This window comes from Streptomyces sp. AgN23 (assembly GCF_001598115.1).
Classification (GTDB): domain Bacteria; phylum Actinomycetota; class Actinomycetes; order Streptomycetales; family Streptomycetaceae; genus Streptomyces; species Streptomyces antimycoticus.
In genome coordinates this window covers 338,578-364,624 of record NZ_CP007153.1, presented here as the reverse complement: position 1 = coordinate 364,624, position 26,047 = coordinate 338,578, and the positions used below count along the sequence as shown (strand labels likewise).

Sequence of the window (26,047 nt, the reverse complement as noted above, 5' to 3'; positions counted from 1 at the left end):
GGTGACTGGGGAACCTGATGGTGACCAAGCAGCTGCTCAAGGGCCTGCCCGAGGACGCGGATCTGAGGCGCGCGGACTCTCTGGCGCGGGAGATCTTCTCGGACGTGGCCAACAAATGGGCGTTCCTGATCATCGAGGCGCTCGGTGAGCGCACCCTGCGCTTCAGCGAGTTGCGGAATGACGTCGAGGGCGTCAGCCATAAGATGCTCACCCAGAACCTGCGCATGCTGGAGCGCAACGGCCTGGTCGAGCGGAAGGTGCACCCCACCGTGCCGCCGCGAGTCGAGTACACCCTCACGGAGCCGGGCCAGGCCCTGCGTGCGACGGTCGACGGAATGTGCGGCTGGACCCACCAGTACCTCGGTCACATCGAGGACGCGCGTCGTCGCTTCGGCGCCTGACGGGCGCCCAGCGCCACGCCGCTGGTGGTGTAGTTGTCAAGCGCTGCTTCGAGTTCACCCGGCTCGGGACCGGGCGGCGGAGCCGTGGTGCCGGTGGCCTATCGGGGACTCTCGGTCCGATGTCGGTGAGGTCCGACATCTTTCGAGAGGTCCTGCCGGATGATCGTTTCGCCGGGATATCGCCGTTCCCATGCGGTTTCCTCTCCTCGCCCGAGTTCAAGGAGCGCACATGACGATCACTGTCCGACCGGGATGCACCGTGATGTTCACCGGCGATTCGATCACCGACTGCCAACGGCTGGAGAGCGAAGACGGTCTCGGGTTCGGTTACCCGCTGCGCATCGCGGGCGAGTGGGGACTGCGGCACCCGGACCGGCCCGTGACCTGGCTGAACACCGGGATCGGGGGCAACAAGGTGATGGACCTCGAAGCCCGCTGGCAGACAGACGTACTCGACGCGCGCCCGGACGTGGTGTCGATCCTCGTCGGGGTCAACGACATGAGCCGGCACACGCTGGACCCGAAGGAGTACGTGATCACCGCGGCGGAGTTCGAAGCGGGTTATGACCGCCTGCTCGCGCCCCTCGCCGAGGCGGGCACGAAGCTGATCCTCATCGTGCCGTTCCTCCTGCCGATCCACGGCGTTGTCGAGGCCGGTGCCGGTGTCGTGCGCATCGGGGAGGAAGAGCGCAAGGAATGGCGCACCGACCTGGACCCGAAGATCCAGGTGGTGCGCAAGCTCGCCCTCAAGTACGGCGCGCAGCTGCTCGACGCCGACGGTATGTTCGCCGAGCTCGCCGCGACGACCGGGCCGGAGTACTGGGCCGCGGACGGCGTACACCCGACGCCGGCCGGTCACGCCGCGCTCGCGGCGGCCTGGCTGCGCCTGGTCGAGTGACCGCGGGCGTGGCGAGGCCGTCTGACGGCGGTGTTACGGCCGGGGCTTGTTCGCGAACACCCACCGGTTGCCCTCCAGCGCGTCATTCTGCTCGGGCAGCGGGCCGCGCCCGTGCCGGCGGGTGAAGTCGAAGGGGGTGTGGACCGAGGCGGACCAGCCCTTGTCCGCCAGATCACCGGCGGAGTCGGGCCGCGGTTCGCCATCGAACAGGTTGAGCAGGTCGATGCCGATCTGGTCTCTTGTGGAGGTGTAGAGCGGGCTGTCGCGGTATGCCAGCAAGTCCTTCTCGAGCTTGACCTCGAACGCCAGGGCGCTGCCACCCGTGCTCAGCAGGTCCACCGTGTCGATGAGGTACCTCTCTGAGGCGCCTGGCAGGTAGAACAGCAGCCCCTCGGCCAGCCAGACGCTCGGTGCGGCCCTGTCGAAGCCGGCGTCGGTCAGCGCTCCGACCCAGTCGGCGCGCAGATCGATCGGGATCGGTACGCGCGCCGCCTTCGGGGTGGCCGACAGTCCGTCGAGCACCTGGTGTTTGAAGGCCAGCACGCCTTCCCTGTCGATCTCGAAGATGACACAGCCGGAAGGCCAATCGAGCCGGAACGCCCGCGTATCCAACCCCGCCCCGAGCAGGACCACTTGGCGGGCGCCCCCGGTCTCCGCCCGCACCGACCGGAGGAGAAAGTCGTCGAGGACCCTCGTCCGCAGACCGAAGTAGCGCGCGAATCGCCCCCACAGTGGATCCGCGTCTCCGGCCGGAACCTGTTGCATGCGGACCGGCCAGCCCGCGGAGGCCGGTGCGGCGAGCACGAAGTGCTCCGCGAAGACGTCCCGTGCCAGGCTGTCGTGGCGGTGGGTCTCGATCGCCCGTGCCGCGGCCACCATGAGAGCGGTCAGGCCCACACCCCCTTCCACGCCTTCCACACCGGCGCTCCGATGCGCTGTGCCGACCATGTGTCCTCCCTTGGGACGAGTAGAGACTACGAACGGCGAGGAATACGAGGTACGAATGATGTGGCGGTCGATCGGATGGACAGTGCCGTTGAACGCCACGCTCAGCGGCCCGTCCCCGCCGGAATCAGGACGGGTTTGACCACGCGGCCCGCGTCGCAGTCGCGTTCGGCCTCGTTGATGTCGGCGAGCGGGTAGGTACGGATCAGCTGGTCGAAGGGAAACCGCCCGGCCTGCCACAGCCCGGTCAGCCGCGGAATCAGCAGCCCCGGCACCGCGTCCCCCTCGCAGATATGGGAGATCCTCCGGCCCCGGTCCAGCGTCCCCGGTTCGAGTGGCAGCGCGGTGTGGAGCCGTGCCACCAGGCCGAGGTGGCCCGTCGGGCGCAGCGCCCGGAGCGCGTCGTTGATCAGCTGGGCGGAGCCCGTGGTGTCCAGCGCGTACTGCGCGCCACCGTCGGTCAGTCGCCGAATGCGCTCGGGCAGGCCGGCCGATGCGGCGTGCAGCGGGCTCGCGCCGAGCCGCTCGGCGAGCGCCAGCCGTTCGGGGTGCCGGTCGACGGCCACGGTCAGCGCCCCCGCGGCGGTGGCCGCCATCACCGCGGCCAGGCCCACGGCTCCCGCGCCGAAGACCGCGATGGAGTCGCCGGGGCCGGCACCGAAGGAGGTGAAGACCGCCCCGGCGCCGGTGAGGAAGCCGCAGCCGAGCGGTCCGAGCAGTTCGATGGGCAGCGAGGGATCGACCCGGACGGCGTTACGGGCCGGGACCATCGCGTACTCGGCGAACGAGGACTGGCCGAACCACCGGGGAGCCAAAGCGATCCCGGCCGCGTCGGTGAACCGTGCCGCATTCTCCTTACGCCCCCCGAAGAGGTTGAGCGAGGCGAAGGAGTCACAGTAGGCGGGGGCCGCGCCCAGACAGCTGCGGCAGTGTCCGCAGGAGTCGAAGCTCAGCACGACATGGTCGCCGACGCCGAGGCCGGTGTCCGGGCCGCCCGTCTCCACCACGACCCCGGCCCCCTCGTGGCCGAGCACCGCCGGCAGCGGTGAGCGGCCCGCCGAACGCCGGACCGCGAGATCGGTCCGGCACATCCCGCAGCCCGCGATCCTGACCAGGATCTCACCGTCGGCCGGCCTCGCGCCCAGGGTCACCTCCTCAACGGTGAACCGGCTCTCGTACGAGCGCAGTACCGCCGCGGCGAACCTCTTTGTCACGCTTCCTCCGGACGGTGCACGACGAACGGCCTGAGATTTCCGTAGAGCCCCCACGGCCCGCCCGCGACGCCGACGCCGCTGTCCTTGATGCCGGCGAAGGGCTGGGCGAGGGACAGCTCGGCATGGTGGTTGATCCACGCCGTCCCGCACTCCAGCCGGCCGGCCACCGCCTCGGCCCGGTCGAGGTCGGTTCCCCATACCGAGCCGCCCAGTCCGAAGCCGGTGTCGTTGGCCGCCTCGACGGCTTCGTCCAGACGCCCGTACGGCAGTACCGGCAGGACCGGTCCGAACTGCTCCTCCGTCACCACCGGGCTGCCGGACGGGACATCGGCCAGGATCGTCGGGGCGAAGAAGTAGCCCGTCCCCTCGAGCCGGTGACCACCGGCCGCGGCTCTGGCACCGTCCGCCAGGGCCTGGGCCGTACAGCGCTCGACCCGGGCCAGCTGGGGGGCGTTGCTGACCGGCCCCAGCTGTGAGCCCGGGTCGAGGCCGGGTCCGACCACGACGGTCTTCGCGCGCTCCGCGAGGGCCTCGACCACCTGGGAGTAGAGCCGGGCCGGGGCGTAGACGCGTTTGACCGCCATGCAGACCTGCCCGCAGTTGCGGAACGCCGCCCAGAACAACCGGTCCGCGATCCGCTCCACCTCCACGTCCTCCAGCAGGATGGCGGCGTCGTTACCGCCCAGCTCCAGGGTGACCCGGGCGAGCGAGGCCGCCGCGCCCTCGGCGACGGACCGTCCGGTGGCGATCGAACCGGTGAAGGTCACATGGCGGATCCCCGGATGGGACGCGAGGCGGGCACCGAGGGGCTCGCGGCCGGTGACGATCGTCAGTACGTCCTGGGGGAGGGCGGCGGAGAGGACGGACCCCAGCAGCCGGGTGGCGAGGGGCGTGAACGGGGAGGGCTTGAGCACCATCGTGTTCCCCGCGGCGAGCGCGGGCGCGAACTTCGCCGACGCGAGCTGGAGGGGAAAGTTCCACGGGACGATCGCGGCGACGGGCCCGAGCGGTCGCCAGCGGATCTCGGTGTGTACCGGCCGGCCGTCCGCGATCGGCTCGGGCGCCGGGTCCATTTCGGCGAAGTAGCGCAGGCGGGCCGCCGCACGGGCGATCTCCGCGTACGACTCGGCCAGCGGCTTGCCCTGTTCACGGGTGAGCAGCGGAGCGAGGTCGGCCCCGGCCGCCTCCACGGCGTCGGCCGCCGCGAACAGCGCGGTGGTGCGGGCGGCGGGGTCGGCCCGCCAGTCGCGCCAGGCATCGCGGGCCCGTTCGACGATGGCGTCCAACTCGTCCGGCCGCTGGTCGGGGGCCTCGTCGATGGCCTCGCCCGTCGCCGGATCGAGGACGGCGAAGCGCTCGCCGCGGGGCCCCGGGGTGCGACGGGGCTGATGTGTCGGCATGCCCGCGGTCAGCTCGCGGTGGCGACGGTGGCCGCGTACTCCTGGGCATGCCGGTCCATCTCCGCCCGGAAGGCGGCCACCAGCTCCGGCTGAATCCTTCCGGCATTGCGGTCGCCTCCCTCGCAGACCGCCCCGCGCACCCCCACGATGTCCGTGCCGATGCGGGTCAACTCGCCGAGGTCTCCTGCCTTGACGCTGCCCGCGAGGGCGGCGAGCAGATCCGCTTCGTGGGCCAGCCGGACGAACTCCGCGCAGACATCGGGCGGAACATGGTCGAACAGCCGAGTCCCGTCCTTGATCGCGGTGTCGAGCATGGCCGCGTCGGAACCGGAGCGGCGGGCGATGTCGGGCAGCGCGAGTGGGTTGACGCAGCCGATCCGGTGGGCGTCGGCGTAGCCCGAGGCGACGACGAACGCGTCCGGCCGGTAGTCCTTCACCGCCCGGACGACCCCGCGCATGACATCGATGGCCTGGTCGGGGGTTGTGCATCCATAGAGGCCGACCTTGATGTACGTGGCTCCGGAGACAGCCGCACCGAGCGCCGCCTGGGCCACCGTGCCGGGCTTGTACGGTACGTCTCCCACGGTGGCGGACACCGGCTTGTCCGCCGGGACCGCGTCGCGGATCTCCCTGATGATCCAGGGGAAGTTCGCGCCGAGCGAGCCCTCGTCGGGCTTTTTGACATCGACGATGTCGAGGTGCTCCGCCGCCTTCGCGCAGTCGAGGGCTTCATCGACGCTGTCCGGGGAGATGAGAAGCAGCAACGTACATTCCTTCCACCGCATGTCCACCCGCCACAGGGCAGGTGTGCGGAGTCGTGGATCACGCGCGGTCGGCTCATCATCGCCGCGGCCCGTGGCCACCGGCAGGGCGCGCGGAGTCCGAACGGGTCATTGCATGGCGCACCCGTGCGCCCCCAATGCACCGTCCGCGCCGGTGCGAAGCAGTCGCGCGCGGGCGCATTCGTGGTCCGGTGACCTCGCCAACGGCAAGTGATGAGGGAGCGAGACCACCGGGGGGACGTCCGATTCACCCTCATTCCGCCGTACCGCTTCCCATCGTCAACGCCGGACTCCGCCCATGGACGTGAGGGTCGGACATCCGTCGTTCCGGTGTCCCGATCAATAAATTACCGGCCGGTTCTGGGTCATGATCCGGACGGGCCTTGCCAGGCGCGTCTGCCGACTGCTTCAGTGACGCTGCCGTCCGCCAAGGAATTCTCTGGCGACGGCCGGTCGCGGTGGCCGCCACCACGGGCTAGGACGTCCCTTCCGCCACGACCACGCAGGCGCTGAGATGCCAGGTCTCGTCCTCCTTCGCGGACAGCTCCAGGTCCACCTCGCATCCGGAGGATCCGCCGTCCAGCGGGATCCGGAGCCAGGTGAACTCCCGGCCGTCGAGCTGCTCGCTCCGGGCCTTCTCGATCCCGTCCACCCGGACGATCAGCGACCTGTTGAGGGTGTTGGGATCGCCGGTGAGCAGATGCGCGGTGCTGCGTCCGGCGGGCAGCTTCAGCCGCAGTACGGTCGGGGCGCTGTCGCGTACATAGTCCCGGCGGACGACATCGAACAGTCCGGTGTCCGTGGCGTCGGGCGTGTTGCCGACCCAGCCGAAACCGGCGCCCTCCTGCCAGCCGCTCGACGGCGAGAGCCGGGTGTAGTCCTTGAGCACCGGCGCCGAGTCGGGCCCGGCGTCCAGCGCGTGTACGCAGCGCGCGGCGGGTGGCACGACGACGGCCTTGGCCAGGCTGCGCAGCGAGGCGTCGAGCACCGGCACCGCGCCCGACCTCGGGCGCGCGTGCACGGTGGCGAGCGCGGGCGTCGGCGGCGGCACGACGGGCATCTTCACCGTCTGGCCCTCCCGCGAGGCCACGTAGGCGGCCGCCTCCTCGGACCGCCAGCCCTCGGGTACATCCAGCGTGGTCACCGTGCGCAGCCCGGAGCCCGTCGCGTTGAGGACCTGCACCGGAAGCTCGTTGCGCTCCCCGCCCAGCAGCACGGTGTCGGCCGGGGCGACGATCGCCTGGAGCCAGGCGCGGCGCTCGTCGCGGATCCGGCTCAGGTCGAACCAGTAGGCGACCAGGGTGTCCCGCCACTTGGCGGCCTCGGTGATCTGCTCCCCGAACCGGCGGTGCACATCGGTGAACCGCCGGTGGTCGACACGACGGCGCAGCGCCTCCCACTCCGTCCGCATGTCCGCCACCCGCGCCGCGCCAGAGAAGTGGGTGTCGTAGATGTGCTGGATCACGGTCGTGCCGCTGTCCAGCCGGTGGGTATAGGGGACATGGTGGAGGAAGAGGAGCAGCTCCTCGGGGCAGTTCTCCAGCGACTCGTAGGCGTCCCGTGTCGCCGGCGCGTACAGCTCGGTGTAGCCGTCGCCGGTGGCGGCGGTGCGGTCGTAGCCGATGCCCGCGCGGTCCGACTTGTGGAACTGGGTGGTCGTCGTCGGGCTGGGGTCGAAGTGCCCGGCCACCGAGGCGTCCGGCGGGTGGGTGAGGTATCCCGTGCCCAGCGGCGAGGTGTAGTCCTCGTAGGTGTGCCAGGAGTCCAGGAGCAGGGTGGAGACCGTTTTGACGACGTGCGGGTCGTTGCCGAAGGTCATCCGGGTCCACTCGGCGGCCAGGTCCTGCGCGGCCAGGTCCGGGTTCCAGGCCAGCCGTCCGTAGCCGTGGGTGTTGGCGGCGGCCAGATGTGAGCCGGTCCAGTTCCTGGCATCGCCGAAGTTCATCACGCCGGCGAATCCGAAGTGTGTGTAGGAGTGCACCCGGCCGGTCACGACACGGGCCACGGTGCTGCCCTCGCCGGCCTTGAGCGTGTCGAAGTCCAGGACCTCCTTCCACTGCGGAACCAGATAGCACAGATGGGCGGCGTGCCCCGTGTACTCCTGTGTCACCTGGAGTTCGATCATCGAGTTGGTACGCGGCAGCGAACCGAAGAGCGGGTGGGCGGGCTCGCGGACCTGGAAGTCGATCGGCCCGTTCTTGATCTGCACCACGGCGTTGGCCGCGAACTTCCCGTCCAGCGGTGTGAAGTCGAGGTAGGCCTGGCGGTCCCACTTCTCGTCACTGTCATGTACGAACGCCCGCCACATCACGATCCCGCCGTACGGTCTCAGCGCGCCCGCCAGCAGATTGGCCCCGTCGGCGTGGGTGCGACCGTAGTCCAGCGGCCCGGGGCGGCCCTCGGAGTTGGCCTTCACCAGGAAGCCGCCGAAGTCCTCGATCTTGCCGTAGATCTCCTCGGCCTTCTTCGCCCACCAGCCGCGCACCCCCGGGTCGAAGGGGTCGGCGGTGTCCAGCCCGCCCAGGTCGATGGGGGCGGCGAAGTTCGCCGTGACGTACAGCGCCACGCCGTAGCGGCGCAGTACCCCGGCCAGGGCGGCCAGCTTGGTCAGGAACGGCTCGGCGAGGTAGTCCGCCGGCGTGTTGACATTATTGATCACGGCGCCGTTGATGCCGAGCGAGGCCAGGACCCGCGCGTAGTCCGTGTACCGGGTGTCGAGTTGCGGCAGCTTCTTCCAGTCGAAGAAGGACCGGCCCGCATAGCCGCGCTCGATCGAACCGTCGTCGTTGTCCCAGTGGTTGGCCATGCGCAGCGGGGTGGCCGGGCGCTCCGTGAGGTCGACGTGTTCCAGCGGCCGTCGGGTCTGTACGAGCCGCAGCAGGTGGAACGCACCGTAGAGCACACCGCGGTCGGCGTGGGCCGCCACCACGGTGAAGTGTTCGCCGCGCCGGGTGACCCGGCGGACGACGTAGCCCTCGTCGCCGAGCTCGGCCAGGTCGGCCGCGGGCACAAGCTCTCGGATCAGGACGGAACTCTTCGCGGTGCCCACCACAAGTGCCGGGTGTGAGGGGGCGCTGGTGCGTGGCGCCACCCGGGTACCGAGCAGCCCGGTGAGCCCGCGGACCAGCTCCTCCACCGCCGACTGCTGGAGCGGGCCGCCTCCCTGCCAGACCAGGGTCCCCAACGCGGCCCGGTACCGCCCCAGTTGACCGGGCTCCTCCACCCGCCGGTAGCGCAGCCACAGGTCGTACCCGTCCTCGGTGGGTAACGTGGCCGCGGCTGGTTCCGAGCCGGGGACCGGCTGTGCCGACGCCGGGACGGAGAGACCGAGCGAAGCGGCCGTGCTTCCCAGAGCGGCCGCGGACAGAAGGCTGTGGCGCCGTATTCCTGAGCTCATGAGTCCCACTTCCGTCGAAGAACGAACAGTGCGCATCCAGGCCAGGACCAAGCTCCGCAACCGTCACACTCATCACGACAAGTGTCAACACAACGAACCACAAGGGAACATGGCGCCCTTGTCACCTATCAAAATCCAACAAAGCTGAGCCTGTGTCAGCGTGTGTCCGATGCGCAGGCGAGCGCTGCCGCGTGGTGGTGGAAGGCACGGCGGACCGCCGGGAAGCGGCGGGGCTCGCGGCTGGGGTGGACGCGGTTGGTGAGCAGGACGTAGTAGCGGCCATCCGCCCCGTTCACCCCCGGCTCCACCCACAGGCTCGTCCCCGTGAAGCCCGTGTGGCCGTACGAGGACGGACCCATCGCCGTACCGACCGGGGATCCCACCGCGTCCTGCCCCTGCCAGCCGAGGCAGCGGCGCAGCGGGAGGCCCTCCGTATGGCAGGCGGTCATCCGGGCGAAGCCGGGCGCGCTCAGCAGACCGTCGCCGCCCGCCGCGAGCGCCCGGCCCAGCCGGTCCACGTCGGCCAGCGTCGCGAACAGACCGGCGTGGCCGCAGACTCCGCCGAGCACCACCGCGTTCTCGTCGTGCACCTGGCCGGTCACCAGACGGCCGCGCCAGGTGCACAGCTCCGTGGAGACCGCGCGCTCGCGGGCCGCGGTGCCGGGCGCGAACACCGTCTCGAGCATGCCGAGCGGCGCGCACACCTGCTGTGCGACCAGCTCGTCCAGGCCGGTGGCGGTGGCCCGTTCGAGGATCAGGCCGAGCAGGATGAATCCCGCGGAGGAGTACTCCACCACCGTGCCCGGCGCCCCGCGCAGCGGCAGCTCGCGGAGGGCGGCCAGCAGCCCGGCCCGGTCGGAGTGCGCGCGCCACAGTGGGGTGCCGCCGGGCAGCCCTGAGGTGTGGGCGAGCAGCTGGGTGAGGGTGATGTCCGCCTTGCCGGGCACGCCGCGGTACTCCGGCAGATACGTGCCGACCGTGTCGTCGAGGCGCAGCGCTCCTGCCTCCGCCAGCCGCAGTGCGGCCAGGCCCACGATCGGCTTCGTCACCGAGGCCAGGTCCCACAGTTCGGTGCCGTTCAGCTCCGCCCCGCCCCGACTGCGGGTGCCCAGGTGCCCGTGGACCGTCCGCCCGGTCGCGGTGCCGAGCGACCAGGCGGCCGCGGAGTAGATCCCGGTCCGGCGGCCGGCTGCCAGGAGTCCTTCGAGCGGCGTCGGTTCGTCTGCCTCGTGCGGCCTGGCTGTTCCCGTCCGTTCCGCCCCCAGGGCGGTCCGGCCGCCCGCGGCCCCGCTCACTCCTGCCCTCGCACGATCCCCAGCGTCCCGGCACCGCCGCGCAGCGCCGCCGATACCGTGCCGGCGGCGGCGCGCACCATCGGCCCCAGCATCGCCACGCTCCCCTCGTCCAGCGTGAACGTCAGTCCGACGATGCCGACCGCGCCGGCGACCTGGCCGCCGGGCCCCAGCACCGGGGCCGCGATGGCGCGGACGTCCTGCTCCGCGTATTCGTCGTCCACCGCGTAGCCCTGTTCGCGCACGGCGGGCAGAGCCGCGAGCACGGCCTCCGGGTCCGTCGCCGTCCGCGGCGTACGGGCCGGGAGGGGCGCGCTGCCCAGCAGCTCCGCCGCCATCGGCGCGGGAAGGGCCGACAGCATCGCCCATCCCACCGCCGAGCAGTACAGCGGGACTTCGCCGCCCGCGGCCGGTGCCATGTGGTACGCGGACGACGGCTCCGAGTGCGTCACATGCACCGCCACGGCGCCGTCCCGTACCGAGAAGTGGGCCAGGTGGCCGGTGCGCTGCCGCAGATCGTCCAGGACCGGGCGGGCCAGCCGCAGCTCGCGGCTGGACGCCATCGTCGTGGCGGCGAGCCCGAGCAGACGCGGCCCGGCCTGGTAGTTGCCGCCGGGGCCCGGTACCGCGTATCCGGCGTCGGCGAAGGTCTGCAGCAGACGGTGGACCGTCGGCTTCGGCAGCCCCGTGCGGGCGGCGAGGTCGGCCAGGCGGTGCGGGGCATCGGGCTGGACCAGTGCGTCCAGCACCTCGAGTGCCTTGTCCACAGGGCCCTTCGCGGTGGCACGCGGCCCTTCGCGGTGGCTCGCGCGGGTATTGACCGGGTTCGGCATGTCACTCAGCCTAACCCATCGCCGTTCCATCATCCGGAACGGATGGACGATTCATCGGAACGCACCCTCCGTGTCCGGTACGACGGCCACCACGTCGATCTCCACCAGGATGTCCATCAGACCAGAGCCGACGGTGGTGCGCACCGGGCACGGCTCGCTGAAGAACTCGCGGTAGGCGGCGTCGTACGCGGCGAAGTCCCGCTTCAGGTGCTGCAGATGTGTCGTCACCTTCACCACGTCCCGCAGGGTCAGCCCCTGTTCGGCGAGCACGGCGGCGACATTGCGCAGTACCTGTGCGGTCTGTGCCCCGACGCCTTCCGGAATCCCGCCCGTCACCGGGTCCTGCGGTCCGAAGCCCGCCGTGTACAGGAACCCGCCCGCCACCACGCCCTGGGAGTAGGCACCCGCGGGGCGAGGGGCCCCCGGCGTGTGCACGGCCCGCTTGCTCATTCGCTCGCTCATCCCGTCAGGTCCCCGTCCCGCTCGTTGGCCGCGGCGTAGTGCCGGAGCTTTTCCTCGTCCACGCTCACGCCGAGCCCCGGTCCCGTCGGCACCCTCAGCCGGCCGTTCTCCAGGTGCAGCGGCTCGATGATGTCGTCGGCGTGCAGGTAGTACATGCTGTCGATGGCGCGTGAGAGCACGGGGGTGCTGGAGACGACGGCCAGATGCGCCGCCGTGGCGATGCCGAGCTCGCCTCCGCTGTGCAGGTTCATGCCCAGACCGAAGGTCTCGCAGTGCGCGGCGAGCGCCTTGGTCGCCGCGATCCCGCCCCACTTGTAGACGTCACCGTGGATGACGTCGACGGCGTTCAGCCGCATGGCGGGGGCGAACTCCTCGAAGCGGACGACGCACATGTTGGTGCACAGCGGGATGCGCACCTTCGCCTTCACCTGGCTCATGCCCTCGATGCCGACACAGGGGTCCTCCAGATACTCCAGGTCGAGCTCCTCCAGGGCTATGCCGGCGCGTATCGAGTCGGGCACCGACCAGGCCGCGTTCGGGTCGACACGCAGGTTCACCTCGGGCAGCGCCTCGCGCACGGCGCGCAGGATGGCGACATCGCCCGCACAGTCCTTCGTGCCCTTGAGCTTGACGGCCTCGAAGCCGCCCTCCGCCACGACGCGTACCGCGTGCTCCGCCATCGCCTCGGGCAGGCCCGGGCCCCGCGCACCCGGAGCGTCGGCGCGGGTGATGAGCGCGGTGATCGGGACCTCGTCGCGGACGGCGCCCCCCAGCAGGTCGGTGACGGACTGATCGGTGGCCTTGCCCATCGCGTCCCAGCAGGCGACATCGAGGGCGGCGATGGCCGCGTAGCCGAGGTAACCGTAGAAGAACGGCACCATGTGCTGCTTGCGATGGAAGCTCTCCAGCGCGAACGGGCTGGTCCCGATCAGATCGGGGGCCATCGACCGGACGATCGCGGCGACCGGCGCGCCCCACATCGTCTCGCCCCAGCCCTCGACACCCTCGTCGGTGCGAATGCGCACCACCGTGCGCGTCTCGCCCGTCTTGGTCTCGAACGAGCTGGTGAAGGGGTTGACGAGGGGGAGGTTGACCACCCATACGTCGACGTCAGTGATCTTCATTGCTGCTCCTCGCATCATCGGGGTGACCGGCTCGCCGCGTCGAAGGCCTGGATGGCCCGGGCCAGTCCTCGCGCCCGGTCCTCCAGCAGCCGGTCGCCCCGGGCGGCGTCGGCGTCGGCGGCGTCGTCCGTGGAACCGCCGACCCGCTCCCATTCCCCGTGGCGTTCCACGGTCAGGCCCGGGTAGGGCGGGGTGTCGAACAGGGGCGGCGGTTCGACCGGAGCGCGGGCCGGCACGGGCGTCCGCACCAGGTCCGGGTGGGCCGCCAGCATGAGTGACGTCTCGAACCATCCGGCATGCCCCGGGGTGACATCCGGCCGACCCGCTCCGTCCTCACCCGCGGTGAGGGTCCAGTACGAGCAGGCGGCGACCGTCACCGGGGAACGCAGCGCGAACCGCTTCACGGCGAGCCGCATGATCTCGTCGTTGCCGCCATGGCCGTTCACGACCATGATGCGGCGGTATCCGCTGGTCACGAGCGAGTCGAGGATGTCGTCCAGGACCGCGCCCAGGGTCGCCGCGGAGAGCGAGACGGCGGCCGCGAACAAGTGGTGCGGGCTGTGCCCGAAGGGCAGCGCCGGCAACCGCACCACGCCCGGCCCGGCCTCCCGGGCGAGCATGTCCAGCGCGCGGTCCACCACCTCCTCGACCAGGAGGGTGTCGGTGCCCATCGGAAGGTGCGCGGCGTGCTGCTCCTGCGAACCGATGGGCAGCAGAGCGATGCCCTCCTCGCCGGCCCCGCGCACCTCTCGCCAGGTGAGTTCGGTCAGTCTCGATTGGCTCACGGTGCTACCTCTCCGAAACGGGGCCATGGCAGAGTCGGCGCATGGCCCACAAACGTTCTCCGTTGCGACTGGTCCCCGAGGCCGCGCCGCAACCGGCCGCTCCCCAGGCGCCTCGGCGGCTGGGGGCCGTCGAACTGGTCCCCGGTCGGGTCGGGGCGGCCGTACTGTCCATGGCGGGCCGGATCCTGGACCGCACCGAGTCGTCGTACGACGCGGCCACCGCCACCCCCGCGGACATCGACATGGCGCTGGCCGCGGCGGCCGGGGTCTTCGCCGGCTATGAACTCCAGGGGATCGGGGTGGCCGCCGCCGGGCTCGTGGACCCCGTCACGGGCCTGATCATGGAAGTGAACGACGCGCCCGGACTGCACGGCTACCCCGTCACGGAGCGGCTCGGCGCGCTCACCGGGGCGAGCGTGCGGGTGGAGCACCGGGCGCGACTGCAGGTGCTCGGCGACCGCTGGTTCGGCGCCGGTCGTGGACGGCGCACCTTCGCCTCGGTCTCCACGGGTGAGGTGCTCGGCGTGGGGCTCCTCTACGACGGCGAGGTGATGGCCCCGCCCGGCGGGCGCAGCGGCGCCCACATGACCGTGTCGGCCAGCGGCGAGCGGTGCACCTGCGGGAACCGCGGCTGCTGGAAGACCGTGGCCACCACCGGCTGGCTGCGGGCCCGGGCCCGCGCCGTGGGACTCGGGGGCCAGACGTCCCTGGAGGCACTGGTGAACCGCGGGGACGCGCTCGCCGGGCAGGTGGTGGAGGAGTACGCGCACAACCTCGCTCTGGGGCTGGTGAACGTGCAGCAGCTCTTCGCACCCGGCCTCTTCATCCTGCACGGTGAGGCGCGCGAGGGCGGTGAGCGCTTTCGCACCGTGGTGGAGGAGCGGCTGCGGGACGCCGTCGCCTTCTCGGGCGCCGAGCAGCCGCGGGTGCTCGTCGGCACGGCCGCCGTCGACGATGTCGCGCTGCTCGGCGGCGCCGGTCTCGTCGTCTCGCATCTGTAGCGCGCGGGCGGTCATCGGCTCTCTTCGCCCGTCAGGGACAGGCGGTCCGCGGCACGGCGGCCCCTGCGCGGGTCGAGGACCGGCACCGCGTCGAGCAGTTGCCGCGTGTAGGGATGTTGGGGGGTGCGCAGTACGGCGGCCGTCTCGCCCACCTCGACCAGGCGCCCCCGGCGCATCACCGCGACCCGGTCGGCCACCTGCCGTACGACGGCGAGGTTGTGCGAGACGAAGACATAGGTGAGCCCCAGCCGGCTCTGGAGATCCGCCAGCAGGTCGAGGACGGTGGCCTGCACGGAGACATCCAGTGCGCTGGTGGGCTCGTCGAGCACGAGCAGGCGGGGCCGGAGCGCCAGGGCCCGCGCGATCGAGACGCGTTGGCGCTGGCCGCCGGAGAACTCGTGCGGGTAGCGGTCCTGGATGGAGGCGTCCAGGCCCACGGCCTCCAGGAGTTCCCCGACCCGTTCCCTGGTGCGGGCCCGGGCGCGCCGCCCGCGGGCCTCCGGATCGTGGGTGACCAGCGGTTCCGCGACGATGTCGGCGATGCGCATCCGCGGGTTCATGCTGGAGTACGGGTCCTGGAGGACGACCTGCATCTGGCGGCGTACGGCACGCAGTCCGGCGGGGGAGAGGGCGGCGAGGTCCTGCCCGTCGAAGCGCACGTTTCCGGCGGTGGGTTCGACGAGCTTGAGCAGCAGCCGGGTGAGGGTGGTCTTGCCACAGCCGGACTCGCCGACCAGGGCGAGCGTCTCACCTTCGTGGACTTCGAGCGAGACGTCGTCGACGGCCACGTTCACCGTCCTGGTGCCGAACTCCTTGCGCAGGCCGACGAGTTCCAGGAGGACTTTTCCGCCCGGGGGCGCGGGCGCAGCGGCTTCGGTGGTCATGCCGCCTCCAATCGCGGGGTGGCGGCGAGCAGTTTGCGGGTGTAGTCGTCGGCCGGACGGTCGAAGACGTCGAGCACATCGCCGGTCTCGACGACCTTCCCCTGGTTCATGACCACGACGCGGTCGGCGGTCTCCGCCACGACCGCGAGGTCGTGGGTGATCAGCACGACCGCCATGCCGTGCTTGTGCTGGAGGGAGACGAGCAGGTCGAGGATCTGGCTCTGCACGGTGACGTCCAGGGCGGTGGTCGGCTCGTCGGCGATGAGCAGGCGGGGCCGTCCCACCAGCGCGGTCGCGATCATCACGCGCTGGCGCAGGCCCCCGGAGAGTTCGTGCGGGTACTGCCGGTAGCGCAGGGCCGGGTCGGGTATGCCGACCTCCTCCAGGGCGTCCAGCGCCGCTTCCCTGGCCCCGGCGCGGGAGATGCCGGTGTGGTGCCTGAGCACCTCGGCCACCTGCGCCCCGACGCGCTGCAGCGGATCGAGGCAGGTCATCGGGTCCTGGAACACCATGGCGATGTCGCGGCCCCGGATCCGGCCGAGTTCCTTCTCGGAGAGCGTCAGCAGGTCACGTCCGTCGAAGAGGATCTCGCCGCTCGCGTAGACGCACGGAGGGCTCGGGTTCAGCCGCGGAACAGACAGTGCGGTGGCGGTCTTCCCGCTGCCCGACTCGCCCACGATGGCGAGCGTCTCACCGGCCCGGACATGGAGGGAGACGTCCTGGACCGCGTGCACGACGGAGGTCTCGAGCCTGAAGTCGACGCTGAGGCCGTTGATTTCCAGCAGCGGCTGCTCGTCCGCCGGCCGCTGGGACGGGTCGGTTGTCGGTCGGTCGATGGTCATCGGCGGTAGGCCTTCGGGTCCGCGACGTCCCGCAGGGCGTCGCCGGTGATGTTGATGGCGAGAGAAGTCAGCATCAGCGCGATGCCGGGGAACACGGCGACCCACCAGGAGGTGCCCAGATAGAGCTGGCCGTCGGAGAGCATGGCACCCCAGGTGACCGTCTCCTTGGGCACGCCCAGGCCCAGATAGCTCAGGGACGCCTCGGCCACGATCGCGGCGGCGACGTGCAGGGTTCCGATGGTGGCCAGCGGTGCCATCACATTGGGCAGCAGATGGCGGCGCATGATGGTGACGTCGGTGACGCCGATCGCCCGGGCCTCGGTGATGAAGTCGCGCGTGCGCAGCGACATCACCTCGGACCGCACGACGCGGGCGTAGGAGACCCAGCCGGTGAAGCCGAGCACCAGGATCACGTACCACAGACCCGAGCCGAGGAAGCCGACGATGGCGAGGGCCAGGAGCAGCGAGGGGAAGGCGAGCTGGACATCGGCGAGCCGCATGAGCACCCGGTCCGCCCAGCCGCCGAAATAGCCGGAGGCCAGTCCCACGACGGTGCCGATGACACCGGCGAGCAGAGCGGCCCCCGCGCCGACGAGCAGGGAGACCCGGGCGCCGTAGATGACGCGCGAGAGCATGTCGCGGCCCAGCTGGTCGGTGCCGAGGAGGTGGGCGCCGCTGCCGCCGTCCTGCCAGGCGGGGGGTCGCAGCCGCAGGAGGAGGTTCTGCGCGTTGGGGTCGTAGGGGGCGACGAGCGGTGCGAACAGGGCGGCGATCAGCAGTACGGCGAGTACGGCGAGCGCCAGGACGGCGAGCTTGTTGCGCAGCAGCGCGCGCAGGACGACGGACCGGGAGCCGCCGGCCGGTGCCGCCGCCGGGGCATGGCCGGTCGCGGCAGGTGACATGAGGGTCATCGGGACGTCCTCACCCTCGGGTCGAGGAAGCTGTAGGAGAGGTCGACGAGCAGGTTCACCACGACGAAGGTGGCGGCGAAGAACAGGACGGTGGCCTGGACGAGCGGGAAGTCGCGATTGGAGATCGCCTCGACGGTCAGCTGTCCGACTCCGGGCCAGGAGAAGACCCGTTCGGTGAGGATCGCCCCGCCGAGGAGATTGCCGACTTCCAGACCGATGACGGTCACCACCGGCAGTGAGGCGTTGCGCAGCCCGTGCCGGAGCACCACCTTCAGCGGCCCGAAGCCCTTGGCGCGGGAACTGCGGATGTGGTCGGAGGACAGCACGTCGATCAGCGAGGAGCGCAGCAGCCGCGCGACGACGGCCACGGAGTAGACAGCGAGGGTGACGGCCGGCAGGACCAGGTTGGCGAAGGTGCCGTAGCCGGAGGCGGGCAGGGCCTGCAGCCAGACCGCGAAGACCAGGATGAGGAGGATGCCGACCCAGAACGGCGGGGTGGACTGGCCGAGCAGGACACCGGTCATTACGGTGTGGTCGGAGCGGCGGCCGCGGCGCATCGCGGCGAAGATGCCCGCCGGGATGGCGATGACGAGGGTCACCGCCAGGGCGGCGGCGGCCAGTTCGATCGTGGCGGGCAGCCGGTCGGCGAGGATTTCGCTGACGGGCTGGCCGTAGACCAGGGAGTCGCCGAGGTCGAGGCGGGGCAGTCCCCAGAGGTAGTCGAGGTATTGCGTGAACAGGGGCCGGTCGAGCCCGAGGGACGCGCGGAGCACGCTCTCCTGGTGGGCCGTGGCGTCGGGCGGCAGCAGGATCTTCACGGGGTCGCCGGAGAGCCGTACCAGGAAGAACGAGACGGTCGCCGTGCACAGCAGAACGAACAGCGCGGTGCCCAGGCGCCTGAGTACGGTGCGCAGCAGCCGTGCCGTGTCCCGGTGGCGCGACGGGGTGTCCGCCGGGGTGGGTGGCTTGTCGAGGGTGAGGGCGCTCATCAGGAGACCTCCGCGCTCTCCATGGCGAGGACGCCTGCGGATCCCGGCGTCCAGCGGGGGCGGTCGTTGCGAGCGAAGATGTTGTCGAGCTGGTAGAGGAAGACGAAGGGCGCTTCCTGGCGCATCAGCCGTTGCAGGTCCGAGAAGGCCTGTTTGCGCTTCGTGGGGCTTTCGGAGAGCTCTTCGATGTCGATGAGGCGGTCGGCCTCCTTGGAGTGCCAGCGGCTCTGGCGCCGGTCGCTGCGTACGTTGGACTGGACGATGCTCTGGCCGTCCATCGTCCAGACGGTGCTGGCCGCCAGGTAGATCGGGCCGAGCGCTCCCCGGTTGTCGGAGGTGAGCCGGGCGGCGTACGTACCGGGGTCGAGCAGGTTGACCCGGGCCCGCACCCCTGCTCTGGCCAGCAGCCCCGACAGGGCCTCGGCGACGTTGGAGTCGACGTTGGACGCGGTGAGGGTCGTGGAGAAGCCGTGCGGGTGGCCGGCCTCGGCGAGGAGGGTGCGCGCGGTCTCCAGGGAGCGGGTGAAGGGCTTCACCGTGGGGTCGAAGCCGAAGGCGCCGCGCGGCACCAGGGCGGGTGTCTCGGTGGCCTTGCCGCCGAGCACGGCCTTGATCAGCAGGGGGACGTCGATCGCGTGGTTGAGCGCCTGGCGCACGCGACGGTCCTGGAGCGGGCCCCGCTCCAGGGTGTTCAGGGACAGATACGACGTGCGGATCCCCGTATAGCCGTCCAGCGTGACACCGGAGTAGCCGTCGAGCTGCTGAGCGGCGTCCGGGGTGAGTCCGGCGACGAGGTCGACGCCTCCGCTCTGGAGGGCGGCGAGGGAGGACGAGGCGTTGGGCGCGGGGCTGAAGACGAGGCCGTCGACGCTCGGCCGTCCGTTCCAGTGGTCGGCGTAGGCTCGCATGCGCAGTTCGTGGTCGCGCCGCCAACTGACGAAGGTGAAGGGGCCGGTGCCGACGGGGTGTTCGGCGAACGCGGCGTCGCCTGCCTCCGAGAGGTGACGGGGCGGCAGGATCACTCCGCCGAACAGGGAGAGCTTGGCGGGCAGGATCGGGTCGTGCACGGTGGTGTGCACGTCCACGGTGAGCCGGTCGACCACGGTGACGCCCTTGACGTAGCGCAGTTCGACGATCGGTGACTTGGTGGCGGGGTCGAGCAGCCGCTCGATGCTGAATGCGACGGCCCGCGCGTCGCACGCCTCACCGTTGTGGAAGGTCACCCCGGGGCGGAGGGCGAATCGCCAGGTCCGCGCGTCGGTGGCCTTCCAGGAGAGGGCGAGCCTGGGGTGCAGCTGGTTGTCGCGGCCCCGGGTGGTGAGCGTGTCGAACATGTTGATCAAGACGTTCATGGACACCATGTCGCCCTGCTTCTGCGGGTCCAGCGTCTTGGGGTCGCCGGGCTGGGAAACCCGCAGGACGTTGCCGGCCCCGTCCGCGGCGGCGTTCGTGCCGCACGCGCTCAGGAGCGCCGGAGCGCTGAGGGCTCCGAGCAGCAGACCACCGGTCCGCAGGACGCCGCGCCGGGTGGGACGGCCGCGGTCCACCGTGCGCCCCTGATGAATTCGTTCCATTGAACAACACCTCCGTTCCGTCAGATGGAATGCGGTTGGGTTAAGCTAAGCGACATGGCGGAGGTGGTCAACACCCGATCGGTCGGCCAGGAACGCGTGAAGGGCCCCGAGGGCGGCGGCTACCGCGCGGGTCCCCGGCTGCCGGGCCTGGCCGTCGCGGCCCTCAACGCTCAGCTGCTGAGGAAGGGAACCCGCGTGAGTTCTTCGGAGACCTGCCGGACGCGCCGGGCCTCCTCGGCGCTGCGAAGACGCGAGTAGAGCTTCTGCTCTCCGGGAGGGCGGCCGCCGGGGTGCCCGGGTCCGCGCGGCCCACAGAACCCGCCACGCACGGCGTCGGGGGAGGTGGCGGCATGGCGGGCCGGAAGTTGCGCGGTGCGGGCTGTCCCGACGAGGATGCCTCGGGCGAACAGAGCCTGGATGATGCGCACGTTCCGGGTGTCCTGGTCGCGTCCGGCCTGGGGACGGGCGGCGAGCAGGTTTGCGGCCCGCCGTGTCCGCTCGTGCCCCTGGGGCGGAGCCCGCGCGATGTTCTCGACATGCTCGACACAAGAATGTATGTGACGGCGGTCACAGCCCCTGCGGGGAGCGGCGCGGCGCAGGGCTGGTGACCCGGGCTGTCGCGTACCTGCCGAGTCGGCAGCCCGCGACCACCTGGCAGCCGTACAGGTGGTCGCGGGCGGCCGGTCGGATCAGCGCAGTCCGGCGAAGAGATCGTTCTCGGGTACGGCCGCGCCGGTGGCGTCCTGGACGCGGAGGAAGGTCTCCATGCCCATCAACTCGCCGAACCTCTCCTTGCCCATCTTGAGAAAGAAGATGTTCTCGCCCTGACTGGCGTGCGCGGCCAGCGCGTCGAACTTCTGACCGCTGAACGCGGTGGTGTCCACCCACGTGGTGATCTCATCGTCGGGGAGGCCGATCTCGGCCATCGCGGCGGCCTCGGCGGGATCCGGCTCCGGCATGTCCTCATGGAACTCGCGCATGGCCTCGCCGAACCGCTTCATCCCCGAGTGGGGCATCGTCGTCCAGTACACCTTCGGCGTCAGCTCGGTCATCTCCAGCGCCGCCATCGTGATGCGATGGGCCTGGATGTGGTCGGGGTGGCCGTAGAAGCCGTTCTCGTCATAGGTGACGACCACATCGGGGCGGTAGTGCCGCATGAGTTCCGCGAGTCGGGCGGCGCCTTCCTCCACGGGGGTCTGCCAGAAGGATCCAGGGGCGTCGTTGCTCGCCCAGCCGATCATTCCGGAGTCGGCATAGTCCAGCATCTCCAGATCGCTGACCTTCAGGACCTCACAACTCGCCTCGAGTTCTCGACGGCGCATCAAGGCGACGGCCGCCGGATCGTGCCCGGGATCGCCCGGCTTGACGCCTCCCGCTCCGTCACCGCAACCGCCGTCGGTACACGTCACGAGAACCGTACGAATGCCTTCCGCCGCGTACCGGGCGAGGACCCCTCCGGTTCCGGTGGCTTCGTCGTCGGGGTGGGCGTGTACTGCCATAAGCGTCAAAGGCCGGTCAGTCATGAAAAAGTCCTCCTGAAGAAATATGCCATGGTCCGAGTGCGCGGCGGGTGTTCCGCGATCCCGGGGCCCGGGTCCCATCGGGGCGGATGACCTTGTTCCTACCCGTGCGACGCCGGTCCCTTGAACGATGCAACATCGTCGGCCGGACCGGCTGTTCCCGGCGCGGCCGTTCGGCCTTCCCAAGCGGCCAGCCTCACCTGCATGGCATTTCCTGGGAAGTCGTGTCCAGTGCGTCCTGCGCTGGTGCTGGGAGTCAAGGTCCGGGCCGAGGCGTCGCCGCCACCGTCGCCGTAGAACCACGTCGAGGCTATACGCCCTGCGCTGACTGCCGAATGATCAGGTCGGTCAGCAGGGCCAGCGGAGGCCAGCTGTCGCGACCCCGGCGGGCGACGGCGAAGGCACGCAGGACAACGTCCGGTGCGGTGAGCGGCATCAGGTGGACACCGGGCAACGTGGTGGTGCCCATCGGCAGCAGCCCCACGCCCATTCCTGCCGCGATCATGCCCTGTACGAGGTTGAGGTTGTCCGCCTGGTGGGTGAGGCGGGGGGTGAAGCCGGCCATGGAGGCGAGTGTCCGGATGACGGACTCGTCACCGGTGTTGCGCGAGTTGCCGATCCAATCCGCCGTGCGGAACCAGCGGAAGACCTCCGGGGCGCCCGGTGCCGAGGGACGGGCGACGCGGTCAGGAATGCCCAGACCCCAGGGAGCGGTCCACAGTGGGGTGATCGTGACCGCGGGGTCCGGCTCGGCCGGTGCCAGGTTGTAGTCGTAGGTGAGCGCGAGGTCGGCATCGTCGTTGGCCAGCAGATGGAGGGCTTCGGCGGGTTCGTGCTCACGGACCAGGATGCTGAGCTCAGGATGACTGGTGGACAAACCGCTGATGATGGGCAGCAGTTGGGCGCGGATGGCCGTGGCGAAGCCTGCCACGCGCACGGTGCCGGTCGGCGGGGCGTCGGGACTCAAGTCCCGCTGTGCGGCCTCGACTGCCGCGAGGATCGTCACGGCGTGTTCCGCCAGGCGGCGGCCCGCCGGGGTGAGCCTGACCTTGCGTCCATGCGGTTCGATCAGTGCCGTGCCCATGTCCTGAGCCAAAGCGGCGACCTGCTGAGAAACCGTCGAGGTGGTGGTGCCGGTGGCCTCGGCCACGGCGCGCATCGAGCCTCGCCGGGCCAGCTCGGCCAGCATCTGCAGGCGGCGTGTCTCCATCCCTCCATTGTCCATGAAACCCGAACGAATCGTTCGGGATCGACACGTGGACGTGAACGGTGTCGAGGACCTGTACTGGAGCCCATGTACGCTCCCGAACCACCCGAGGCTCTTCCTTCCCCTCGCTCGCGCCATGCCGGCGCCGCGGCCGGTCTGCTCATGGCTGCCACCTCGATGTCTACCGTGCAGCTCGGATCGGCTCTGACAGTTCCGCTGTTCGGACAGCTCGGGCCGCTGGGAACCGCGGGGCTGCGCCTGGGCTGGGCGGGGCTGATTCTGCTGGTCGCCATCCGTCCCCGGCCCCGTGACTTCAGCTCCCGGGATCTTCTCGCCTGCACGGTGCTCGGTCTCGTGACCGCTGGAATGATGGTCTTCTTCATGCTGGCGATCGCCCATCTCCCGCTGGGGACCGCGAGCGCACTGGAATTCCTGGGACCGCTCACCGTCTCCCTCTTCGGCTCGAGGAAGGGACGCTTCCTCTGGGCGGCCGCGGCGGCGACGGGTGTCGTGCTGCTGACCGAACCCTGGCATGGCGGCGCCGACCTGGTGGGGGTGGGGAGCGCGTTGCTCGCCGCGGGGTGCTGGGCCGCCTACATTCTGCTGACCCAACGGGTCGGTGATCGCGTCACCGGGCTGAAAGGACTGGCTGTCTCCATGCCGGTCGCGGCGCTGCTGGGGCTGACCCTCGCCGCCCCGGACCTCACCGAACGCCTCACGTGGTCGCCGCTGTGGACCATGCTGGTCCTGGCGGTGCTCAGCCCCGTCATCCCCTTCGCTCTCGAGTTTCTCGCCCTGCGCCGTCTGACCGCGTCCGCGTTCGGCACTCTGATGAGCCTTGAACCCGCCATCGCCCTCATGGTCGGTCTGCTCGTTCTCGGCCAGCGCCCCGGGGCAGCCGCGACACTGGGCCTGGTTCTCGTGGTCGTGGCCGGCGTCGGTGCCACCCGCGCCGGTGCCCGTCCCACGGCATCCGCCAAGGAGGCACTGGCGTCTTCCGCCTGCGCTTGATCGCGCAGCCGGGAACGTGCTCTTGCCCCTGCGGAGGAAAACTCAGAGGAAAACGCGAGCAATATCAAGCCACTTCTGCGCATCCTCGCCGACTGCCGTGAGGTCGGTCTCGGCTCGGGATCTGCGCTGGGTGACTCGAAGGCAGAAGTCGAGGGCACTGCCCTGAACCCGCTGCATGGCATCCTCCGGGCCCCATGCCCAGGTTTGGCCATCGGGACCAGTCAGCTCGACACGGAACGGCTCTGCCGGAACAGGCAACTGGGCAGCAAGGAACGACAGCTCTCGCCCTGTCACTCCCAATGCGGCCACATGCCGGAGCCGACCCGTGGGACGGTGTGAGACACCCAGCGCATCGAAAATGTCCTGCCCATGAGCCCACGTTTCCATGAGCCGCAGCGGCACCATGAGCGCCGCGGTCAGCTGCGAGCCGTACCACGGAAACCCATGGTCCAGTGGAATGTCGCGCAGCGCCGCCGCCACCTCGGTTCGGCCGGCGCGCCATTGTTCCAGCAGCGCTGATCGCGGTTTGGCCGCTCCCGCGGCAGCGTCGAGATCGGCGTATCGGCTCCCAGCGGCCTCTGCCTGCTTCAGTACGGCCTCGAATGCGTCCGGGGTCCGTATGGCGATGAGAACGTTCGCATCGGCTGAGGCAAGATGAGCGATCTGGTGGGCGATCGTCCACCCTGCTGCCGGTGTGGGGGTGGTCCAGTCAGCGTGCGCTGATACCAGGGCTTCGAGTTCATCTCCCTCAGCCGCCACATCGGGCAGAGCGAGGTCGTGCTCTACGCTGGACATGTCAAGGCCGTAGTCCAACATCAGTGCCACCTTCATACGTTGACGACAACGGGCCAGTCCCGTCGGGAGGGGCGAAGTCGATCTCGTGTGATCAGGCTACCTGGGGTTGATGCGTATCAACTGCTGTCTGCCATCCGCTGTTCGCTTGGAGGGGACCATGTCCACATCCATCGGCATGCCCGCCGATCCGACGATGAGCCACCGGGATATCGAGAACTTGATCGCACGTTACGCCGAACTCGTGGACGACGGTGATTTCGCGGGACTCGGAAGACTTCTCGCCGACGCCACCTTCACGGGTGTGGGCGAGCCGGTCAGCGGGCGCGACGCGATCGAGAAGATGTTCCAGGACACTCTGATCGTCTACGCCGACGGCACGCCGCGCACCCAGCATGTCACCACCAACGTTGCCATCGAGGTGGACGAACAGAAGGGCACGGCGGTCTCGCGTTCGTACGTCACCGTGTTGCAGGCGCTGCCCGACTTTCCGTTGCAAACGATCGCCGCCGGTCGGTACCACGACCGTTTCGAGCGCCGTGAGGGGCAGTGGCGCTTCGTGGAGCGACGGGTCCGCATCAACCTGATCGGCGATATGAGCCGCCATGCGCACCAGGCTGCCGCACAGCGGTAGTCACTCGGAGGGACCGCGACCCCGGACAGCCAGGTCGCGGCCCCTCGGTTCGCGTCGCCTCAGATCATGAGCAGCAGCCGCGTGTGCGGTACCAGCTTCCGGTTCACGCTGGTGCTCTGCACGAATATGGTGAAGTCGTCGTTGTGGTCCGGCTTGACGCGAACTTCCGTGTCCGGCAGGCCGAGCAGGGATCGGGCCTCCGGCCCGGTGTACACCCGGTCCGTCTTCTTCTCCAGCACCGCGATCTGCTTCCGTGCCTGGATCTTCTCCGATTTGCTCAGCTGATAGAAGGCGCCACCGGTACGGTAGGTGTGCCCGCATTCGATGACCCATTCCCGGATCGCCGCTTCGCGAGCCACCGGAATCAACTGGTATTCCGACGGATTCACCGGGGTGAGGCCGGCTGCCTTGATGGTGTCCTTGTTGACCGCCTCCGCCCCTGTGGAGAACACCGCCCGCGATCCGCGGATGCCCTGGGCCCGGCCCATCATAAAATTCTCAGTGGCCTGCTGGATAACCTGCCCGGCCTCTTCCAGGCCCTGTGTGCTTGTGGCGTCCCAGATGGCGATGTTGTCCTTCGGGAAACCGCACTGCATGGCCTCGCGCTTGCCCATCTGGTCCGGCACAAGGACGGCCAGTGTCCAGTTGTCCTCCTGCGTCTGCATCAGCTTGGCCACGGCCTGCACGAGCTCGCGTGGATTCTTGGTAGGGGCATCCGGGCAGCGATGACTTGCGTTCTCCTGGCCGTCCGTCAGGACGAACGTCAGGAAGCTGTGGTCGCCGTACAGTTGCGCAGTCTGCGCAAGCTCCCGCTGCGACTTCAGCGTGGCCGCCAGCAGAGCCGTCATTCCACCGACCCGGTAAAGCTGCTTCAGGGACGGCATACGCAGCACGTCCTTGTCGTAGATGACGCACTCCACCTTGTCCGCGAAGACGTAGACCGTGACGCGGGTTTCCTGGTCGAGTTCCTTCGAGCGTCGGGCCAGATACGCAATCTGCTGGTCGGCGACTTCGACGACCTTGCCGCTCAAGTGCGACATGGACGAACTCGCATCCAGCACAAGAGCAACGTGATTGATGTAGTTCTGGTTTCCGGACATGGACGCTCCCCCTTTTTCCTTCTCGATGCTCCTACCTTCTCACCCACCA

Annotated in this window: 25 protein-coding genes and 1 pseudogene; 6 read left to right on the top strand and 20 right to left on the bottom strand. The window is 70.1% G+C overall.

Features of this window, described 5'->3' with window-relative positions:
• The first annotated feature begins 17 nt into the window (after positions 1-17).
• Both AS97_RS01725 and AS97_RS01720 read left to right on the top strand, forming a co-directional pair.
• Complete coding sequence (locus AS97_RS01725) at positions 18-401, top strand: helix-turn-helix domain-containing protein (RefSeq protein WP_059143983.1); 384 nt, start codon at positions 18-20, stop codon at positions 399-401.
• Between the two features lie 262 nt (positions 402-663).
• Positions 664-1,299 carry an SGNH/GDSL hydrolase family protein gene (locus AS97_RS01720; protein ID WP_247204755.1) on the top strand — a complete coding sequence of 212 codons (636 nt, stop codon included), beginning with the start codon at positions 664-666 and terminating at the stop codon, positions 1,297-1,299.
• A 33-nt stretch (positions 1,300-1,332) separates the two neighbouring features.
• Here AS97_RS01720 and AS97_RS01715 read toward each other — a convergent pair whose 3' ends face one another.
• From AS97_RS01715 to AS97_RS01670, 10 genes are all read right to left on the bottom strand, one after another.
• Positions 1,333-2,247, bottom strand: a complete 915-nt coding sequence (locus AS97_RS01715; RefSeq protein WP_210567114.1) for a class I SAM-dependent methyltransferase — start codon at positions 2,245-2,247, stop codon at positions 1,333-1,335.
• A gap of 101 nt (positions 2,248-2,348) precedes the next feature.
• The gene (locus tag AS97_RS01710; protein WP_059143986.1) at positions 2,349-3,458 is read right to left on the bottom strand and encodes an NAD(P)-dependent alcohol dehydrogenase; all 1,110 of its coding nucleotides are present in this window, start codon (positions 3,456-3,458) and stop codon (positions 2,349-2,351) included.
• Positions 3,455-4,858: an aldehyde dehydrogenase family protein gene (locus tag AS97_RS01705; RefSeq protein WP_210564208.1), complete on the bottom strand. Its 1,404-nt coding sequence runs from the start codon at positions 4,856-4,858 to the stop codon at positions 3,455-3,457. Before AS97_RS01705 ends, AS97_RS01710 begins: the two co-directional genes overlap by 4 nt.
• A gap of 8 nt (positions 4,859-4,866) precedes the next feature.
• Positions 4,867-5,643 carry a (5-formylfuran-3-yl)methyl phosphate synthase gene (locus AS97_RS01700; RefSeq protein WP_059144059.1) on the bottom strand — a complete coding sequence of 259 codons (777 nt, stop codon included), beginning with the start codon at positions 5,641-5,643 and terminating at the stop codon, positions 4,867-4,869.
• A 472-nt stretch (positions 5,644-6,115) separates the two neighbouring features.
• On the bottom strand, positions 6,116-9,037 hold the full coding sequence (locus tag AS97_RS01695) for an alpha-glucuronidase family glycosyl hydrolase (protein ID WP_210564207.1): 2,922 nt from the start codon (positions 9,035-9,037) through the stop codon (positions 6,116-6,118).
• A 155-nt stretch (positions 9,038-9,192) separates the two neighbouring features.
• Positions 9,193-10,233 carry a serine hydrolase domain-containing protein gene (locus AS97_RS01690; protein WP_210567113.1) on the bottom strand — a complete coding sequence of 347 codons (1,041 nt, stop codon included), beginning with the start codon at positions 10,231-10,233 and terminating at the stop codon, positions 9,193-9,195.
• Between the two features lie 95 nt (positions 10,234-10,328).
• Positions 10,329-11,162 carry an IclR family transcriptional regulator gene (locus AS97_RS01685; RefSeq protein ID WP_125757186.1) on the bottom strand — a complete coding sequence of 278 codons (834 nt, stop codon included), beginning with the start codon at positions 11,160-11,162 and terminating at the stop codon, positions 10,329-10,331.
• Between the two features lie 51 nt (positions 11,163-11,213).
• Positions 11,214-11,624: a RidA family protein gene (locus AS97_RS01680; RefSeq protein ID WP_125757184.1), complete on the bottom strand. Its 411-nt coding sequence runs from the start codon at positions 11,622-11,624 to the stop codon at positions 11,214-11,216.
• Entirely contained in the window at positions 11,621-12,748 is a 1,128-nt protein-coding gene (locus AS97_RS01675; protein ID WP_059143991.1) for an enolase C-terminal domain-like protein, read from the bottom strand. The genes AS97_RS01680 and AS97_RS01675 overlap by 4 nt, the downstream gene beginning before the upstream one ends.
• 14 nt (positions 12,749-12,762) lie before the next feature.
• On the bottom strand, positions 12,763-13,533 hold the full coding sequence (locus AS97_RS01670; RefSeq protein WP_210564206.1) for a creatininase family protein: 771 nt from the start codon (positions 13,531-13,533) through the stop codon (positions 12,763-12,765).
• 62 nt (positions 13,534-13,595) lie between these two features.
• Between AS97_RS01670 and AS97_RS01665 the strand changes: the two genes are divergently transcribed.
• Positions 13,596-14,534, top strand: a complete 939-nt coding sequence (locus tag AS97_RS01665; RefSeq protein ID WP_247204754.1) for an ROK family protein — start codon at positions 13,596-13,598, stop codon at positions 14,532-14,534.
• Between the two features lie 11 nt (positions 14,535-14,545).
• Here AS97_RS01665 and AS97_RS01660 read toward each other — a convergent pair whose 3' ends face one another.
• The 5 genes from AS97_RS01660 to AS97_RS01640 are packed head-to-tail and all read right to left on the bottom strand — an operon-like array spanning position 14,546 to position 19,734.
• A complete protein-coding gene (locus tag AS97_RS01660; RefSeq protein WP_125757178.1) occupies positions 14,546-15,418 on the bottom strand; it encodes an ATP-binding cassette domain-containing protein in 873 nt (290 codons plus the stop codon).
• Entirely contained in the window at positions 15,415-16,260 is an 846-nt protein-coding gene (locus AS97_RS01655; protein WP_125757176.1) for an ABC transporter ATP-binding protein, read from the bottom strand. The genes AS97_RS01660 and AS97_RS01655 overlap by 4 nt, the downstream gene beginning before the upstream one ends.
• Positions 16,257-17,171, bottom strand: coding sequence for an ABC transporter permease (locus AS97_RS01650; RefSeq protein WP_161563055.1), 915 nt, complete (start codon positions 17,169-17,171; stop codon positions 16,257-16,259). The genes AS97_RS01655 and AS97_RS01650 overlap by 4 nt, the downstream gene beginning before the upstream one ends.
• Positions 17,168-18,160 carry an ABC transporter permease gene (locus AS97_RS01645; protein WP_059143997.1) on the bottom strand — a complete coding sequence of 331 codons (993 nt, stop codon included), beginning with the start codon at positions 18,158-18,160 and terminating at the stop codon, positions 17,168-17,170. The genes AS97_RS01650 and AS97_RS01645 overlap by 4 nt, the downstream gene beginning before the upstream one ends.
• Positions 18,160-19,734: an ABC transporter substrate-binding protein gene (locus tag AS97_RS01640; protein WP_059143998.1), complete on the bottom strand. Its 1,575-nt coding sequence runs from the start codon at positions 19,732-19,734 to the stop codon at positions 18,160-18,162. Before AS97_RS01640 ends, AS97_RS01645 begins: the two co-directional genes overlap by 1 nt.
• Before the next feature lie 54 nt (positions 19,735-19,788).
• Here AS97_RS01640 and AS97_RS01635 point away from each other — a divergent pair, with 54 nt between their 5' ends.
• On the top strand, positions 19,789-19,992 hold the full coding sequence (locus AS97_RS01635; RefSeq protein ID WP_185929788.1) for a hypothetical protein: 204 nt from the start codon (positions 19,789-19,791) through the stop codon (positions 19,990-19,992).
• Here AS97_RS01635 and AS97_RS46700 read toward each other — a convergent pair.
• The 3 genes and pseudogenes from AS97_RS46700 to AS97_RS01625 form a co-directional block, all read right to left on the bottom strand.
• Positions 19,905-20,213, bottom strand: a pseudogene (locus AS97_RS46700) (short chain dehydrogenase); the annotation flags it as partial. The gene AS97_RS01635 and the pseudogene AS97_RS46700 overlap by 88 nt on opposite strands.
• 210 nt (positions 20,214-20,423) lie before the next feature.
• Positions 20,424-21,257 carry a PIG-L family deacetylase gene (locus AS97_RS01630; protein WP_059144000.1) on the bottom strand — a complete coding sequence of 278 codons (834 nt, stop codon included), beginning with the start codon at positions 21,255-21,257 and terminating at the stop codon, positions 20,424-20,426.
• 307 nt (positions 21,258-21,564) lie between these two features.
• Entirely contained in the window at positions 21,565-22,464 is a 900-nt protein-coding gene (locus AS97_RS01625; protein ID WP_125757172.1) for a LysR family transcriptional regulator, read from the bottom strand.
• A 174-nt stretch (positions 22,465-22,638) separates the two neighbouring features.
• Here AS97_RS01625 and AS97_RS01620 point away from each other — a divergent pair, with 174 nt between their 5' ends.
• Positions 22,639-23,472, top strand: coding sequence for an EamA family transporter (locus AS97_RS01620; RefSeq protein ID WP_247204195.1), 834 nt, complete (start codon positions 22,639-22,641; stop codon positions 23,470-23,472).
• 42 nt (positions 23,473-23,514) lie between these two features.
• On the opposite strand, the gene AS97_RS01615 is transcribed toward AS97_RS01620, so the two are convergent.
• Entirely contained in the window at positions 23,515-24,288 is a 774-nt protein-coding gene (locus tag AS97_RS01615; RefSeq protein WP_210567112.1) for a TIGR03084 family metal-binding protein, read from the bottom strand.
• Positions 24,289-24,424: 136 nt separating this feature from the next.
• Between AS97_RS01615 and AS97_RS01610 the strand changes: the two genes are divergently transcribed.
• Positions 24,425-24,898, top strand: coding sequence for a nuclear transport factor 2 family protein (locus AS97_RS01610; protein ID WP_059144003.1), 474 nt, complete (start codon positions 24,425-24,427; stop codon positions 24,896-24,898).
• A 59-nt stretch (positions 24,899-24,957) separates the two neighbouring features.
• On the opposite strand, the gene AS97_RS01605 is transcribed toward AS97_RS01610, so the two are convergent.
• Positions 24,958-25,998, bottom strand: a complete 1,041-nt coding sequence (locus AS97_RS01605) for a vWA domain-containing protein (protein WP_059144004.1) — start codon at positions 25,996-25,998, stop codon at positions 24,958-24,960.
• Positions 25,999-26,047 lie beyond the last annotated feature (49 nt).

Excerpts from the sequence above, each read along its gene's own strand:
- AS97_RS01725 (WP_059143983.1), top strand. The coding sequence starts at position 18 with ATGGTGACCAAGCAGCTGCTCAAGGGCCTGCCCGAGGACGCGGATCTG.
- AS97_RS01720 (WP_247204755.1), top strand. The coding sequence starts at position 664 with ATGTTCACCGGCGATTCGATCACCGACTGCCAACGGCTGGAGAGCGAA.
- AS97_RS01715 (WP_210567114.1), bottom strand. The coding sequence starts at position 2,247 with ATGGTCGGCACAGCGCATCGGAGCGCCGGTGTGGAAGGCGTGGAAGGG.
- AS97_RS01705 (WP_210564208.1), bottom strand. The coding sequence starts at position 4,858 with ATGCCGACACATCAGCCCCGTCGCACCCCGGGGCCCCGCGGCGAGCGC.
- AS97_RS01700 (WP_059144059.1), bottom strand. The coding sequence starts at position 5,643 with ATGCGGTGGAAGGAATGTACGTTGCTGCTTCTCATCTCCCCGGACAGC.
- AS97_RS01695 (WP_210564207.1), bottom strand. The coding sequence starts at position 9,037 with ATGAGCTCAGGAATACGGCGCCACAGCCTTCTGTCCGCGGCCGCTCTG.
- AS97_RS01685 (WP_125757186.1), bottom strand. The coding sequence starts at position 11,162 with ATGCCGAACCCGGTCAATACCCGCGCGAGCCACCGCGAAGGGCCGCGT.
- AS97_RS01680 (WP_125757184.1), bottom strand. The coding sequence starts at position 11,624 with ATGAGCGAGCGAATGAGCAAGCGGGCCGTGCACACGCCGGGGGCCCCT.
- AS97_RS01675 (WP_059143991.1), bottom strand. The coding sequence starts at position 12,748 with ATGAAGATCACTGACGTCGACGTATGGGTGGTCAACCTCCCCCTCGTC.
- AS97_RS01660 (WP_125757178.1), bottom strand. The coding sequence starts at position 15,418 with ATGACCACCGAAGCCGCTGCGCCCGCGCCCCCGGGCGGAAAAGTCCTC.
- AS97_RS01655 (WP_125757176.1), bottom strand. The coding sequence starts at position 16,260 with ATGACCATCGACCGACCGACAACCGACCCGTCCCAGCGGCCGGCGGAC.
- AS97_RS01650 (WP_161563055.1), bottom strand. The coding sequence starts at position 17,171 with ATGACCCTCATGTCACCTGCCGCGACCGGCCATGCCCCGGCGGCGGCA.
- AS97_RS01645 (WP_059143997.1), bottom strand. The coding sequence starts at position 18,160 with ATGAGCGCCCTCACCCTCGACAAGCCACCCACCCCGGCGGACACCCCG.
- AS97_RS01640 (WP_059143998.1), bottom strand. The coding sequence starts at position 19,734 with ATGGAACGAATTCATCAGGGGCGCACGGTGGACCGCGGCCGTCCCACC.
- AS97_RS01635 (WP_185929788.1), top strand. The coding sequence starts at position 19,789 with ATGGCGGAGGTGGTCAACACCCGATCGGTCGGCCAGGAACGCGTGAAG.
- AS97_RS01630 (WP_059144000.1), bottom strand. The coding sequence starts at position 21,257 with ATGACTGACCGGCCTTTGACGCTTATGGCAGTACACGCCCACCCCGAC.
- AS97_RS01625 (WP_125757172.1), bottom strand. The coding sequence starts at position 22,464 with ATGGAGACACGCCGCCTGCAGATGCTGGCCGAGCTGGCCCGGCGAGGC.
- AS97_RS01620 (WP_247204195.1), top strand. The coding sequence starts at position 22,639 with ATGTCTACCGTGCAGCTCGGATCGGCTCTGACAGTTCCGCTGTTCGGA.
- AS97_RS01615 (WP_210567112.1), bottom strand. The coding sequence starts at position 24,288 with ATGTTGGACTACGGCCTTGACATGTCCAGCGTAGAGCACGACCTCGCT.
- AS97_RS01610 (WP_059144003.1), top strand. The coding sequence starts at position 24,425 with ATGTCCACATCCATCGGCATGCCCGCCGATCCGACGATGAGCCACCGG.
- AS97_RS01605 (WP_059144004.1), bottom strand. The coding sequence starts at position 25,998 with ATGTCCGGAAACCAGAACTACATCAATCACGTTGCTCTTGTGCTGGAT.